12 protein-coding genes and 1 tRNA gene are annotated in these 13,449 nt (G+C 69.5%); 4 read left to right on the top strand and 9 right to left on the bottom strand.

Translation table 11 applies throughout. From position 1 onward, the window contains the following. Window positions 1-2,029: DNA topoisomerase IV subunit B (gene parE / locus VGE03_RS16525; RefSeq protein ID WP_414644980.1), on the top strand; the 2,029-nt coding region annotated here is incomplete at its 5' end. 34 nt (window positions 2,030-2,063) lie between these two features. Further along, a complete protein-coding gene (locus VGE03_RS16520) occupies window positions 2,064-2,861 on the top strand; it encodes a hypothetical protein (protein WP_331047570.1) in 798 nt (265 codons plus the stop codon). On the opposite strand, the gene VGE03_RS16515 is transcribed toward VGE03_RS16520, so the two are convergent. The 5 genes from VGE03_RS16515 to VGE03_RS16495 all read right to left on the bottom strand — a co-directional run bounded on the left by VGE03_RS16515 (window position 2,858) and on the right by VGE03_RS16495 (window position 7,341). Beyond that, window positions 2,858-4,243, bottom strand: coding sequence for an MATE family efflux transporter (locus tag VGE03_RS16515; protein ID WP_331047569.1), 1,386 nt, complete (start codon window positions 4,241-4,243; stop codon window positions 2,858-2,860). The genes VGE03_RS16520 and VGE03_RS16515 overlap by 4 nt on opposite strands. 67 nt (window positions 4,244-4,310) lie before the next feature. Then, window positions 4,311-4,832 (bottom strand): phosphoglycerate mutase family protein, encoded by a 522-nt coding sequence (locus VGE03_RS16510; RefSeq protein WP_331047568.1) that lies wholly within the window; start codon window positions 4,830-4,832, stop codon window positions 4,311-4,313. 55 nt (window positions 4,833-4,887) lie between these two features. Beyond that, the gene (locus tag VGE03_RS16505; RefSeq protein ID WP_331047567.1) at window positions 4,888-6,225 is read right to left on the bottom strand and encodes a glycosyltransferase; all 1,338 of its coding nucleotides are present in this window, start codon (window positions 6,223-6,225) and stop codon (window positions 4,888-4,890) included. A gap of 46 nt (window positions 6,226-6,271) precedes the next feature. After that, window positions 6,272-6,427 (bottom strand): hypothetical protein, encoded by a 156-nt coding sequence (locus VGE03_RS16500; protein WP_331047566.1) that lies wholly within the window; start codon window positions 6,425-6,427, stop codon window positions 6,272-6,274. A 32-nt stretch (window positions 6,428-6,459) separates the two neighbouring features. Further along, window positions 6,460-7,341, bottom strand: coding sequence for an SPFH domain-containing protein (locus tag VGE03_RS16495; RefSeq protein WP_331047565.1), 882 nt, complete (start codon window positions 7,339-7,341; stop codon window positions 6,460-6,462). A gap of 200 nt (window positions 7,342-7,541) precedes the next feature. Here VGE03_RS16495 and VGE03_RS16490 point away from each other — a divergent pair, with 200 nt between their 5' ends. Then, entirely contained in the window at window positions 7,542-10,721 is a 3,180-nt protein-coding gene (locus tag VGE03_RS16490; RefSeq protein WP_331047564.1) for an autotransporter outer membrane beta-barrel domain-containing protein, read from the top strand. A gap of 67 nt (window positions 10,722-10,788) precedes the next feature. On the opposite strand, the gene VGE03_RS16485 is transcribed toward VGE03_RS16490, so the two are convergent. Next, complete coding sequence (locus VGE03_RS16485; RefSeq protein ID WP_331047563.1) at window positions 10,789-11,913, bottom strand: aspartyl protease family protein; 1,125 nt, start codon at window positions 11,911-11,913, stop codon at window positions 10,789-10,791. Between the two features lie 92 nt (window positions 11,914-12,005). Continuing rightward, window positions 12,006-12,082, bottom strand: a tRNA-Val gene (locus tag VGE03_RS16480). Window positions 12,083-12,218: 136 nt separating this feature from the next. Here VGE03_RS16480 and VGE03_RS16475 point away from each other — a divergent pair. Next, window positions 12,219-12,476 (top strand): hypothetical protein, encoded by a 258-nt coding sequence (locus VGE03_RS16475; protein WP_331047562.1) that lies wholly within the window; start codon window positions 12,219-12,221, stop codon window positions 12,474-12,476. 6 nt (window positions 12,477-12,482) lie between these two features. On the opposite strand, the gene VGE03_RS16470 is transcribed toward VGE03_RS16475, so the two are convergent. Together VGE03_RS16470 and queE are read right to left on the bottom strand one after the other, a co-directional pair. Beyond that, window positions 12,483-12,851 (bottom strand): 6-carboxytetrahydropterin synthase, encoded by a 369-nt coding sequence (locus VGE03_RS16470; RefSeq protein ID WP_331047561.1) that lies wholly within the window; start codon window positions 12,849-12,851, stop codon window positions 12,483-12,485. Then, window positions 12,851-13,449, bottom strand: a 599-nt coding sequence (queE, locus tag VGE03_RS16465; protein WP_331047560.1) for a 7-carboxy-7-deazaguanine synthase, incomplete at its 5' end; no start/stop codon positions are given. The genes VGE03_RS16470 and queE, both read right to left, overlap by 1 nt.

Genomic DNA, 13,449 nt, shown 5'->3' with positions numbered 1-13,449 from the left:
GACGCCCGCTCCGGCGCCCGTCCCGCAGGCCGTCGCGCCCGTGACGCCGCCGCCCGCCGCGCGCCCGGCCGACACCGCCGTCGCCACGACCGCGGCCGCCACCGGCTATTCGGCGTCGTCGATCGAGGTGCTGGAAGGGCTGGAGCCCGTCCGCAAACGCCCCGGCATGTACATCGGCGGCACCGACGAGCGGGCGCTGCACCACCTGTTCGCCGAAGTGCTCGACAACGCGATGGACGAGGCCGTGGCCCGCCACGCCAAGCTGATCACGGTCGATCTGGACGCCGACGGCTTCCTGTCGGTCCGCGACGACGGCCGCGGCATCCCCGTCGATCCCCACCCCAAGCACCCGGGCAAGTCGGCGCTGGAAGTGGTCATGACCGTCCTGCACTCGGGCGGCAAATTCTCGGGCAAGGCCTATGAGACTTCGGGCGGCCTGCACGGCGTCGGCGTCTCGGTCGTCAACGCCCTGTCGGACCATCTGGACGTCACCGTCTGGCGCGACGGCTTCGAGTGGAAGCAGTCCTTCTCCAAGGGCCACGTGCTGGGACCGATCCAGCAGGTGCAGCCGTCGAAGAAGCGCGGCACCCTGATCCGCTTCCATCCGGACGCAGAGATCTTCGGCGTCGGCGCGGCCTTCAAGCCCGCCCGCCTGTTCCGCATGGCCCGCTCCAAGGCCTATCTGTTCCGCGGCGTCGAGATCAAATGGACCTGCTCGCCGGACCGGATCACGGACGCCACCCCCGCCAGCGCCACCCTCCACTTCCCCGGCGGCCTGGCCGACGCCCTGGCCGAGCGCATCGGCGAGCTTGAAACCGTCACTCCGGCCTTCGCCGGCCGGGTCGAGCGCAAGGGCGAGGCCGGCGCGGTCGAATGGGCCGTCACCTGGTCGCCGATCGGCTTCGGCGAGGCCGACAGCTTCGTCAGCTCCTACTGCAACACCGTCTCCACGCCCGACGGCGGGACGCACGAGGCGGGCTTCCGCGCCGCGCTGGTCAAGGGCCTGAAGGCCTATGGCGAGCTGACCGGCGAGAAGCGCGCGGGCCTGATCACGGCCGAGGACGTCATCGCCAACGCCGGCGCCATGATCTCGGTCTTCATCCGCAACCCCGAGTTCCAGGGCCAGACCAAGGACCGCCTGTCCTCGCCGGAAGGCCAGAAGCTGGTCGAACAGCTGCTGCGCGATCCGCTGGACCACTGGCTGACCGAAAGCCCGAAACAGGCCAACACCCTGCTCGGCTTCGTCATCGAACGCGCGGAAGACCGCCTGAAGCGCCGCAAGGACAAGGAAGTCCAGCGCGCCGCCGCGACCCGCAAGCTGCGTCTGCCGGGCAAGCTGGCCGACTGCACCCGTCAGGCCGCCGAAGGGACCGAGCTGTTCATCGTCGAGGGCGACTCGGCCGGCGGCTCGGCCAAGCAGGCGCGCGACCGAACGACCCAGGCCATCCTGCCCCTGCGCGGCAAGATCCTGAACGTCGCCTCGGCCACCGCCGACAAGCTGCGCGCCAACGTGGAACTGTCGGATCTGGCTCTGGCGCTGGGCGTCCAGCCGGGCAGCCGGTTCAACATCGATGACCTGCGCTACGAGCGCATCGTCATCATGACCGACGCCGACGTCGACGGCGCCCACATCGCGGCCCTGCTGATCACCTTCTTCTACCGCTCCATGCCCGAGGCGATCCGTCAGGGCCGCCTGTTCATGGCCCTGCCCCCGCTCTACCGCATCCAGGCGGGCGCCCTGTCCGAGTACGCCCGCGACGACGCCCACCGCGACGAGCTGCTGGCGACCGTGTTCAAGGGCAAGAAGACCGAGATCGGCCGGTTCAAGGGTCTGGGCGAGATGATGGCCTCCCAGCTCAAGGAGACCACCATGGACCCGAAGAAGCGCACGCTGGCGCGGGTCGAGCTGCCCGAGGACGAGGCCGAGATCGAGGATCTGGTCGAGCGCCTGATGGGCAAGAAGGCCGAGGCCCGGTACCAGTTCATCCAGGACAACGCGCGCTTCGCGGTGGCCGACCTCGACGTGTGACGCTAGGCTCCCTCGCGTATCGGGGGAGTTTCTCATGCGTATCGCCGCTCTTGTCGCCGCCGGCCTGCTGGCCGCCGTCTCCACGCCTGCCTTCGCCCAGGACCGCGCGCCCACGCCGGTTCCGGTCGAGGAATGGTCGACCGACAAGGTCGCCGAGATCGGCAAGGCCATCTATCGCCACGACGTCGCCGCCTGGGTGGCCACCGACGCCCTTCTGGCGCACCTGAACGGCCGCGCGCCGGTGCAGGGGCTGGCCGGCTGGATCGTGGTCGAACAGGGCCCGGACCTGCTGGTCCGCTTCGTCCGCACGGAGGGCGAGGCCACCCTGCCCGCCTATGACATCCCGGTCCGCGACGGCGTCGCCGGCGCCGTGACCGAAGTGGCCAGCGGCGAACTGAGCCCGGGCGAACTGGCCCGCCTGCGCGCCCGCAACACCGCCGCCGCCAACATCGGCCGCCTGCGGTGCTCGGCGCAGCTGAACAATGTCGTCCTGCCCGATCCCGACGGCGACGGCTGGCTGGTCTGGCTGCTGACCTCGACCACCGACGCCAACATCGTGCCCTTCGGCGGCCACTACCGCTTCCGGATCAGCGCCGACGGCTCGACCGTGGTCCGCCGGGACATGCTGTCCAACAGTTGCATCAACCTGCCCCGGCAGCAGGAAGGCGCGACCGGACGGCCCGCGGGCCTGATGATCAGCCAGATCGTCTCCAACGGCCCGGTCGAGACCCACGTCTTCCTGTCGCTGCAGAACCGCCTGCCGATCTATGTGATGGCCGGCAATCAGCTGTTCGAGGTCAACGGCCCGGAGATCCGCAAGGTCGAGCGCTAAGCGGAGGCCGGGGCCGACAGCCCCGCCAGCTTCACCATCAGCTGCCGCCGGAGGAACAGCAGGGCCACAAGCATGTGGACGACGGCCGAGGCCGCCGAGACCCACCAGATGTGCTCCAGCCGGGCCCACGGCTGGGCGGCGACCCAGCTCGCGCCTCCCACGAACACCGCCAGCCGCAGCAGGCCGCCCGCCAGCGCGGGACGGGTGTCGCCCAGCGCCTGGAAGGTCCCCGAGGCGGTGAAGATCAGTCCCGTGGCCACGAAGTTCAGCGACACGATCCGCAGATAGGTCGAGGCGACCTCCGCCACCGCGGGGTCCGGCGTGAAGGGCGCGACCAGCCAGCGGGCTTCCCACAGGCACAGGGCGGTCAGGGCGGCCATCAGGACGGTGCTCATCAGGGCCGCGTCGCGCACGGTGCGGCGCACCCGGTCCGGCAGCCGGGCCCCGAAATTCTGGCCCGCCACCGGCGCCACGGCGAACGATACCGCCATGGCGGGCAGGAAGACCGCCTGCATCACCCGCGACCCGACGCCGAACCCGGCCTGGGCCTCGGCCCCGAACTGGCGGATCAGCGAATAGATCACCGCCATGGTCACGAACATCAGCAGGAACTCGATGGCTGACGGCAGGCCGATGCCGATGATCCGCAGGATGACGGCGCGATCCGGCGCGGTGGGGCGCATCGGGGCGTGGATCAGGGTCTGGACCCGCCCGAACAGCCACAGGCTGGCGGCGAAGCTGACCGCGGCGGCGATCGCGGTCGCCAGCCCCGCGCCGAAGGCGCCGAGCGGCTGTCCGGTGCCCCACCCCGCGATCAGGACCGGCGCCAGCACGGCGTTCAGGACCACGGAGCCGCTCTGCACCAGCATGGTAGGCCTTACGACCCCAGCCGCCCGAAGGGCCGAGGACAGGGCGCCCGTGGGGAACATCAGGGCCAGGGCGGGCAGGAAGCCGTACAGGTAGGCGATCCCCTGCTCGGCCGTGCCCGGGTCTGCCGCAATGGCCCGGATCGCCGCGCCGCCGAACCCGTATCCGACCGCCAGCGTCAGCACCGACAGGCCGACGGACAGCAGCATGGACTGACGATAGACGCCGTCGACCTGGGCGAAGTCCCGGGCGCCGATGGCGCGGGCGATCAGGGACAGGGCGCCGACCCCGACCATCTGCGCCAGAGCCATGGCGAGGAAGAAGACGATCCCGGCCAGCCCGACGCCCGCCAGCGCATCCGGCCCGATCCCCGCCACGAAATACAGGTCGACCAGATAGTAGAGGGTCTGGAACAGCAGCCCCATGCCGATGAAGGCGGCCATGCCGATCAGCTTGCGGCTGATGGAGCCCTGCGTCAGGTCCTGCTGCATCGTCGTCTGGTCCACGCCGCGCATGGCCCATCCATGCCGACCGGTGGAGATTTACCCGGGCAATAATCCGCCCGTCAATATTACCCGGTATTTATTCCGTCGCGCAGTGGGCGGCGGCGCCGTAGCGGCTGACCTGTCCGTGCGCGCCTTCGCCCATCAGATGCAGGACGGTCATCCGGTCGAACTCGCACTCCGGCATGTCGGCGGCGTCCGCGTACCCCAGCGCCCGCGCGATCAACGGGACGGTGTTGCTGTGGCCGACGATCAGCACCACGGCGTCGGACGGCTGGGCCCGGACGCGCGCCACGGTCGCCGCCACCTGCCCCTCCACGCCGCCGTCGAAGGGCACGGCGACCGGAGTGACGCCGTGATGACCGGCCGTCGGCGCCGCCGTCAGGGCGGTGCGCTGCAGCGGACTGACCAGAATCAGGTCGGGATGGGCGTCCGCCAGCGCGGCGGACAGCGCCTGCGCCCGTTCGACGCCGGCGGCCGACAGCACCGGATCGGAGCTCGCATCGGCCTTTTCGGCGTGGCGGACGACATAGACCGTCTGGGCCGCGGCCGAGGTGGCGGTCAGCAGCGACAGCGCGGTCGCGAGCAGCAGGCGTTTCATGGAGGTCCCCGGCGTTTCGCCGGAGACTGCTCGCGCCCCGCCCCTCTGTCGAGGCCTAGTGCTCGGCCCAGTCCCCGCCGGGCTCGATGAAGGCGCGCTTTCCGCTGACGTCGGCGTAGGTCATGCACAGATCCTCGAACACGCGGTTCCAGGCGAAGCGCTCCACGGCCTTCTGACGGGCGGCGGCCCCGAGCGCCTCGATGTCGCGCTCGAACAGGGCCTTGATCGCCTCGGCGTAGACGCCCGGCTCGGCCGCGTCGGCCAGCTGGCCGACCGAGTTATCGACCGTTTCCTTGACCCCGCCGGAGTTCACCCCGACGACCGGGCGGCCGCAGGCCATGGCCTCCAGCACGATCAGGCCGAACGGCTCCTTGTCGTTGGCGTGCACGAAGGCGTCGCAGCTGGCGATGATCTTGGCCACCGCCTTGGGATTGGCCTCATACGGCAGCGAGATCACCCGCTCCTCGGCGGGCAGCCCCTGCCCGGCCCCGACCAGCACCAGATGATAGGGGTCGCCCAGCTTCTGGACGGCCTCGATCAGCACATCGATGTTCTTCTCGCGCGCGGGACGCCCCGCGAAGCACAGCAGCCGCGCCGACGCCGGCAGGTTCAGCTTCTTCAGCAGCCAGTCGCGGTCGCGACGATCCGGGCGGAAGGTGTCGATCTCGACGCCCAGGGGCTGGATCACGATGTCCTTGATGCCCGCCTCTTCCAGACGGCGCGCGATGTAGCGGCTGGGCGAGACGACGCGGTCGAACTGGCCGAACAGGCGGGCCCAGCGCTTCTCGACCGGCTTCTTGGCCCATTCGCCGAAATGCAGCGCGGCCAGGCCGGCCGGGTCGGAGTGGCAGAAGCCGACGACCGGGCACCCGGCGCGTTGCCCGGCCTCCAGCGCGCCCTGACCCGGGGTGTAGGGATCGCCGGCCTCGATAAGCGAGGGGTTCAGCGAAGCCACCCACGCGGCCCAGCGACGCACCGAGGTCGGCCAGCGATAGCCGTCGCCGAACGGCAGCTTGGTCGCGTGCAACTGGATGATGCCGTCCTCGCCCGCCCGGTGATGCGGCCCCGGCACGACCAGCGAATGGGCCACGCCCGGACGATTCTGCTCCAGCCACGCCTTCTTCGAAAGGAGGTAGCGTTTCACCCCGCCGGACTTGGGGGCGTACAGCATGGTGGTGTCGACGAAGCGGGGCCGCTCATCCTCTCCGGCCAGCTTGGTGGCCTTCAGGGTTTCCGAGACTTCCTCGTCCCAGCCCGGGATCAGGCGAAGTTCGCCCTCCTGGACCTCCAGACCCGCCAAACTCATCAGTTCCCGCTCCGCTGCGCTTATGCCGGCATTGCCAACGCGCTTGACCCGCTTCTGGATGCGACGGGCCTTGCGAACCCGGGACATGTGAGACTTCACCATAAAGCGCCCCTAGCCCCGCTTTCGGCGAAGCTCAAGCGTCCTCTTGGGGACCCGGATCGTCCGGGGTCGGAACGCCCCGCCGCGCCAGCGCCTCGCGCAGCAGAATCTCGACCTGTGCATTGACCGAACGGAGCTCGGCGGCGGCCAATTTCTCGACCGCCGCCATCACGCCCGGGGACGCGCGCATCAGAAAGGGCTTCCTGGGCTTGCCCGCCATGATCAGCCGTACAGGGTGCCGGTGTTGACCACGGGCTGGGCCTCGCGATCCGCGCACAGGACGACCAGCAGGTTCGAGACCATGGCCGCCTTGCGATCCTCGTCCAGCTCGACCACGCCGCGCTCGCCCAGATCGTTCAGCGCGCTCTCGACCATGCCGACGGCGCCCTTCACGATCAGCTGGCGGGCGGCCAGAACCGCCTCCGCCTGCTGGCGCTTCAGCATGGCGCTGGCGATCTCGGGCGCATAGGCCAGGTGGGCGATGCGCGCCTCGTCGATGACCACGCCGGCGACCGCCACGCGACCGACCAGCTCTTCCCGCAGGCGGGCCGCGACGTCCTCGGCGTCGGCGCGCAGCGTCAGCTCATGCTCCTCGCCGTGGTCATAGGCGTAGTGCGAGGCCATGTCGCGCAGGCCGGTGTCGACCTGGATGTTCACGAACTGCTGGAAGTCATCGACGTCGAACAGGGCCTGGGCCGAATCCTCGACGCGCCAGACGACATTGGCCGCGATCTCGATCGGATTGCCGCGCTTGTCGTTCACCTTCAGCTTGTCGCTGGTCAGGTTGCGGACCCGCAGGCTGATCTTCTTGCGGCTGTACCAGGGCAGGACCCAGCGCAGGCCGGTCTTGCGATCGGTGCCGCGATAGTCGCCGAACAGCAGGATCGCCACGCCCTCGTTGGGCTGCAGCGAGTACAGGCCGCAGAGCAGCAGCAGACCCAGGGTCGCCAGCGAAATCCCGCTGATGACCAGGGCGATATTGTCCGGCCCCGCCACAACGACCAGCGGCCCGCCGACCATCAGCGCCAGGCCGACCAGCAGCATGAGCACGCCGTTGGCGGTCGCCGCGGGGCGCTCGGTGGATTTTGAATGGGTGGTGGTCATCTGTCCCCTCCTGAAACGATATGAAAGTGATATCACTTTGATCGCTTCTTTGGCAATAGCGCCGCTTTGGAACCGTGACCCGTCCACGCGTTCGGCCTTGCATTCGCCTCAAATTCGAGAAACTTGAGGCACGCTGGCACGGTCCCTGTTAGAGGATCGCCGGCGTCTCTGCGCGTGTCGTCCACAGGGGTTTTCTTCGAATGCGTATTCTGCTCGCGACCGCGGTGGCGATCGCTCCCCTGCTGGCAGCCTCCCAGGCTGCGGCCGACGTGGTGATCAACACCAACCGGACGACTCCGATCCGGACGTCGACGGCCACGGGCTCGGGACCGGACAATATCGAGATCGCCTCGGGCGGCGTCATTTCGCTGACCACCGGCACGGCGGTGACGATCGATTCGAACCACAACCTTTCGATCCTGGGCAACGGCTCCATCACGATGACGGCGGCCGACAGCGGCGCGACCGGCGTGCTGGTCGGCCCGGGCGTGACCAGCAACCTCCAGATCGACGGCTCGATCACCATCGGCGACTCGATCACCGACTATCCCGATACGGACAGCGACGGCGACCTGGACGGGCCGTGGGCTACCGGGACCGACCGCTACGGCATCCGCGTCGCCTCGGGCGGAGACATGACCGGCAACCTGCAGGTCGGGTCCGCCGCGGTCATCAGCGTCGACGGCAACAACTCCCACGGCATTTCGATCGAGGGCAACCTGATCGGCCGCCTGCAGTCGCAGGGCACGATCCGCGTCTTCGGCGACAACTCGACCGCCATCCGCACGCTCGGCACCGTCACCGGTCCGGTCAATCTGCTCGGCACCATCAGCGTGCGCGGCCAGAACTCCAGCGCCGTCTCGATCGGCGGCGATGTGAACGGCCGTCTGACGCTCCAGGGCAGCATCGACGCCTCGGGCTATCGCTACACCACCCGCGGCTCGGACGAGTTCATCGGCAAGCTGGACGCGGACGACCTGCTGCAGGGCGGCCCGGCCGTGCTGATCACCTCGAACGTTTCGGGCGGGGTCGTGGTCGACCGTCCGCCGACGGACGCCGACACCGCCAACGCCGACGAGGACGCCGACGGCATCCCGGACGCCAACGAAACCACCGGCACCATCAACAGCTACGGCTCGTCCGCGGCGGTCCAGGTCGGTTCGGCCACTGAGTCGATCACCCTCGGCGTCGCCGGCACGGGCACGAACGCCTACGGCTTCATCAACCGGGGCACCCTGACCGGCCAGGGCGTCTATGACGGCATCGATTCGACGGCGCTGGTGTTCGGCGGCAACGCCGGCCAGACGGTCACCATCGACGGCGGCGTGCGCAATGAAGGCACCATCGCCACCCTGACCTACGACGCGGACGGCACCACCGTTCACTTCCGCGAAGGCGCGACCACCCCGCAGTTCTTCAACAACGGCATCATCACCGCCGGTGTCTCCAGCGATGTCGCCGCCACGGGCGTGGCCATCCAGGTCGACGCCGGCGCCAACCTTCCGCTGTTCAACAACGACGGCAACATCCTGGCCTCGACCGGCGGCGGCGTGGCCGACGTCTATGCGATCCGCGATCTCAGCGGCACCCTGACCTCGATCACCAACACCGGTTCGATCCAGGCGGTCTCCTCGGCCAACGCGGACGGTGATCCGATCACCAGCCAGACCGTGGCCATCGACGTGTCGGCCAACACCAGCGGCGTCACCGTCATCCAGGACGGCATCGCCAGCACCCCGACCAGCACGGATCCGGACGACGACGGCGACGGCGTCACCAACACCAACGAGCCGGTCATGATCGGCGATGTACGCCTCGGCTCGGGCGCGGACGTCTTCGACATCCGCAACGGCCAGGTGATCGGCGACATCTCGTTCGGCGCCGGCGCCGACTCCCTGAACGTTTCGGGCGGCGCGGCCGTGCGCGGCGCCCTGTCGGACGCCGACGGCGACCTGGCCATCAACATCAGCAACGGCACCCTCGAGACCCACCAGACGACGGCGCTGGACGTCACCAGCCTGAACGTCGGCGCCGACGGCAACCTGATCGTCACCATCGATCCGGGCGCGGGCAACGCCGCGGGCGGCCTGAACGTCTCGGGCACGGCCACCCTGGCGAACGGCGCCGGCCTGGGCGTGCGCTTCAACTCGCTGCTGCAGGGCCCGGCCCGCTTCGACCTGATCAACGCCGGCACGCTGAACGCCGGTTCGATCGACATGGACTCCTTCCAGGAGAACTCGCCCTATCTGTACGTCGTCGACGGCGGCATCGATGCGGCGAACAACACCGTCTACGCCGACGTCCGTCAGCGCACGGCCCAGGAAGCCGGTCTGATCCCGGTCGAAGCGTCGATGTACGACGCCTTCTACAGCTCGCTGAGCCGCGACGCCGACATGCGCGCCGCCTTCCTGGCGCAGCTGGGCCGTGACGAGTTCATCAACCTGTACGAACAGCTGCTGCCCGAGCACTCGGGCGGTCCGCTGGTGTCGCTGGCCTCGGGCGTCGACGCCGTGACCCGCGCCCTGACCGGCCGCAACGCCTCGGCCGCGCCGGGCGAGACCAGCGCCTGGGTGCAGGAGATCAACTTCTACGCCGACAAGGAAAAGACCGACACCTACGGCTTCCGCTCGGAAGGCTTCGGCGTCGCGGGCGGCATCGAACGCGGCTCGGGCCTCGGCGCCCTGGGCCTGTCGGTCGCCTTCACCTCGTCGGACCTCGAGGATCCGGAATCGGAAGCCGAGGAAGTGCTGTCCGCCAACCTGCTGGAGCTGGGCCTCTACTGGCGCGCCCAGGGTCAGTACTGGACGACCTGGGCCCGCGCGGCCGCCGGCTACGCGACCTTCGAGTCGGAGCGTCGCTTCGTCGGCGCCGGCCTGAACCTGACCAACACCTCCGACTGGAACGGCTTCACCCTGTCGGCCGCCGCGGGCGCCTCGTACGAGCGCACCTTCGGTCGCTTCAGCATCCGTCCGGAAGGCTACATCGAGTACTTCTCGCTCAGCGAGGACGGCCACGTTGAAGAAGGCGGCGGCGACGGCTTCGATCTCGAGATCGATGACCGCGACGGCCACCTGTTCTCGGCCACCGCCGCGATCAACATCGGCATGTCGATGGGCCAGAACAGCTGGCTGAAGCCGGAACTGCGCCTCGGCTGGCGTCAGAACATCTCGGTCGATCCGGGCGAGACCATCGCCCGCTTCCGCTCGGGCGGTCCGGACTTCACCCTGTCGCCGGACACCATCGAGGGCGGCGGTCCGATCGTCGGCTTCCGCCTGAACGTCGGCAACGAGCTGGGCATGCTGTCGGTCAGCGCCGACGCCGAGATGCTCGACAACTACGTCCGCTACATGCTGTTCCTGCGGGCCAGCTTCCGGTTCTAGAACCGGTCAGCGCCGGACATGCGAAGGGCCGCCGGGATCACCGGCGGCCCTTTTCATTGTGTCGCGATCAGAGGTAGCTGGACAGGATGAAGCGGACCGTCAGGGTCTCACCGCCCCGGCGGACGGTCAGTTCCCGCTCCGCCCCGTCCGGACCGCCCAGCCGCCGGATCGCGCCCGCCAGACCGCCCTCGCCCTGCACCATGTCGCCGATCCGCAGGCCCGCCTCGGCGGCCGGGCTGCCGGGACTGAGCTGATCCACGCGCACGCCGCCGTTCGCCTCTTCCAGCCAGGTTCCGGCGTTGCCGTAGCGATTGCCCTCGCCGACCGACAGGCCGTTGCGGCGCACCCAGACGCTGCCCTGCGAGCGGTCCAGCGACAGGTCCAGCGTCCGCATCACCGGCAGGCCCAGCACGGTCTCGCCCAGCGGTCCGCCCGGCGGCCGGATGGTCACCAGCGGGCGCTCATAGACATGGCTGCCGATGACCAGCCGGTCGGCCCGCACCACCCGACCCGGCTGCTCGGCCACGCCCTGGATGCCGCCGATGCGCAGCAGGCCGAACGGCCGGTCGTCCCGCCACAGCCCCATCTCATGGCCGATCCGGTGCGGGATCGAGATTTCGTGCGGCATCCCGGTGTCCCAGACAGGCCGTAACCGGCGTCCGTCCAGCTGCACGTCGGCGAACGGTCTCTGCGACCCCGCGCCCACCTGTCTGAGCTCCGAATCCAGACGCTCGAACCCGCCCCGCTCCGGCCCGCCTTCCGGATGCACCCGCCACTCGCCGCGCTCGAAATCCAGTTCGCTGTCGTAGGTGGTCAGCAGGCCGGCGGCCAGCAGCCCCTCGGCCCCCAGTCGCGGCGCCTCGAGACCGAACAGCGAGGCGTCGGCCTGACGCACCGTCCCGCCGTAGACGATCTCGTCCACGCCGTAGAGGGGGAAGGACGCGCCGTTCAGCGTCACCCGCCGCAGCCGGGTCAGCCCCAGCCGGTCAGCCACCGCCTGACGGACACCGGACACGACGGCGCCGGTGTCCACGGCGAAGGGCATCGGCCCCTGCCCGTTCAGCGTCACATCCATCAGGACGCGCGTCCCGACGGTGATCGGCACGGTGATGGCGCCGCGGCGGGCCAGCGCGGGCCCGGCCAGGGCCAGGCCGCCGAGGGCGGTGAAGGACAGTCCCAGGGTGCGGCGCATGATCATGCGCGCAGAAAAACAGGCGTTTCTGACACCGCCAAGACAGCAAGTGTCCGTGGCCGCGAACGATCAGGTTTCGTCAGGGTTCAGGATGGTGGGCGGCGAGGGGTTCGAACCCCCGACCCCCTCGGTGTAAACGAGGTGCTCTGACCAGCTGAGCTAGCCGCCCGGTCGCGCGTGGCGAAGGCGGCCTTCTAGGGCCTGCGACGCCGGGCGGCAACGGCCCGCCGCATTTCCGGCGGGTCGCGCCGTCAGACTGTGTTCACCAATCCCGGGTTAACCCTGCGCCGTCGGGAGAATTCATCATGAAGACCATCAAGCGGCTCGCCGCCCTGTCCGCCGTCCTCGCCGGATCGCTGCTGCTGCAGGGCTGTATCGTGGGCGCCGCTGTGGGTGCGGGCGCCGCCGTCGTCGGCGCCGGAGCCGCCGTGGTCGGCGCGGGCGTCGACGCCGTGACCACTTCGGACGAGGAAACCAGGGCCAAGCGCGAACGCGAGCAACGCCAGTGGGAGCGCGAACAGCGCCGCTGCGAACAGCGCCAGCGTCGCGGCCAGGAGTGCTGAGCGACCCTAGAGGCTCAGCACACAGCGCTCATTGATGGTCGGGCGCGCCACCTGCACGCGGCACAGCCCCGGCCAGTCCGGCTTCAGCTGACCGACGAACCACAGGCACAGGTTCTCCAGCGACGGCAGCTCCAGCCCCGCATGCTCGTTCAGCATCCCGTGGTCCAGCTTCTCTGCGGCGGCTTTCAGCGCGCGATCCAGCGCGCCGAGGTCGGCGACCCAGCCGTGCTCGACGTCCAGCACCTCGGACCGCACCGTCGCCTCGACCGTGAACGAATGGCCGTGGACGCGGCGATAGATGCTGCCCTCGGGTTCGTTGGGGAAGTGGTGGGCCGCATCGAAGGTGGCCTGTTTGGTGATCTCGAAGACGGGCATTAGCGGACGCCGATGTATTTGTGGGTCTGGACGCTGAGCCGCCATTTGGGACGGCTCAGGCAATAGTCGATCGCCGCCGCCGTGTTGGCGGCCTGGTCCGGGCCGTCCATGGGCTGGAGCCAGAAGCGCTCGAAGGCGAGGTGCTCGAAACGGTCCGGCATGGCCGCGGGCTGGGGGAAGACCAGCTTCAGTTCCTGCCCCGAGGTCTGGACCACCGGGGCGTCGGCCTTGGGACTGACGCAGATCCAGTCGATGCCCGCCGGGGCCTCCAGCGTGCCGTTGGATTCTATGGCGATCTCGAAGCCGCGCGCATGCAGGGCCTCGATCAGGGCGGCGTCCAGTTGAAGCAGCGGTTCGCCGCCCGTGCACACCACCAGCTTCGGGTCCCCTGCCCGGCCCCGCCACATCGCGGCGACATGGTCGGCCAGGGCGTCCGCGGTGGTGAATTTGCCGCCCCCGTCGCCGTCGGTTCCGACGAAGTCGGTGTCGCAGAAGGTGCAGACGGCCGCGGCGCGGTCGCGCTCCAGCCCGTTCCACAGATTGCAGCCGGCGAAACGCAGGAAAACGGCCGGACGCCCGGCCTGTCCGCCCTCGCCCT

Source organism: Brevundimonas sp., assembly GCF_036400995.1.
Lineage (GTDB): Bacteria > Pseudomonadota > Alphaproteobacteria > Caulobacterales > Caulobacteraceae > Brevundimonas.
This window is presented reverse-complemented; position numbering and strand designations above follow the sequence as displayed.

Excerpts from the sequence above, each read along its gene's own strand:
- VGE03_RS16520 (WP_331047570.1), top strand. The coding sequence starts at position 2,064 with ATGCGTATCGCCGCTCTTGTCGCCGCCGGCCTGCTGGCCGCCGTCTCC.
- VGE03_RS16510 (WP_331047568.1), bottom strand. The coding sequence starts at position 4,832 with ATGAAACGCCTGCTGCTCGCGACCGCGCTGTCGCTGCTGACCGCCACC.
- VGE03_RS16500 (WP_331047566.1), bottom strand. The coding sequence starts at position 6,427 with ATGCGCGCGTCCCCGGGCGTGATGGCGGCGGTCGAGAAATTGGCCGCC.
- VGE03_RS16485 (WP_331047563.1), bottom strand. The coding sequence starts at position 11,913 with ATGCGCCGCACCCTGGGACTGTCCTTCACCGCCCTCGGCGGCCTGGCC.
- VGE03_RS16475 (WP_331047562.1), top strand. The coding sequence starts at position 12,219 with ATGAAGACCATCAAGCGGCTCGCCGCCCTGTCCGCCGTCCTCGCCGGA.
- VGE03_RS16515 (WP_331047569.1), bottom strand. The coding sequence starts at position 4,243 with ATGCGCGGCGTGGACCAGACGACGATGCAGCAGGACCTGACGCAGGGC.
- VGE03_RS16505 (WP_331047567.1), bottom strand. The coding sequence starts at position 6,225 with ATGTCCCGGGTTCGCAAGGCCCGTCGCATCCAGAAGCGGGTCAAGCGC.
- VGE03_RS16495 (WP_331047565.1), bottom strand. The coding sequence starts at position 7,341 with ATGACCACCACCCATTCAAAATCCACCGAGCGCCCCGCGGCGACCGCC.
- VGE03_RS16470 (WP_331047561.1), bottom strand. The coding sequence starts at position 12,851 with ATGCCCGTCTTCGAGATCACCAAACAGGCCACCTTCGATGCGGCCCAC.
- VGE03_RS16490 (WP_331047564.1), top strand. The coding sequence starts at position 7,542 with ATGCGTATTCTGCTCGCGACCGCGGTGGCGATCGCTCCCCTGCTGGCA.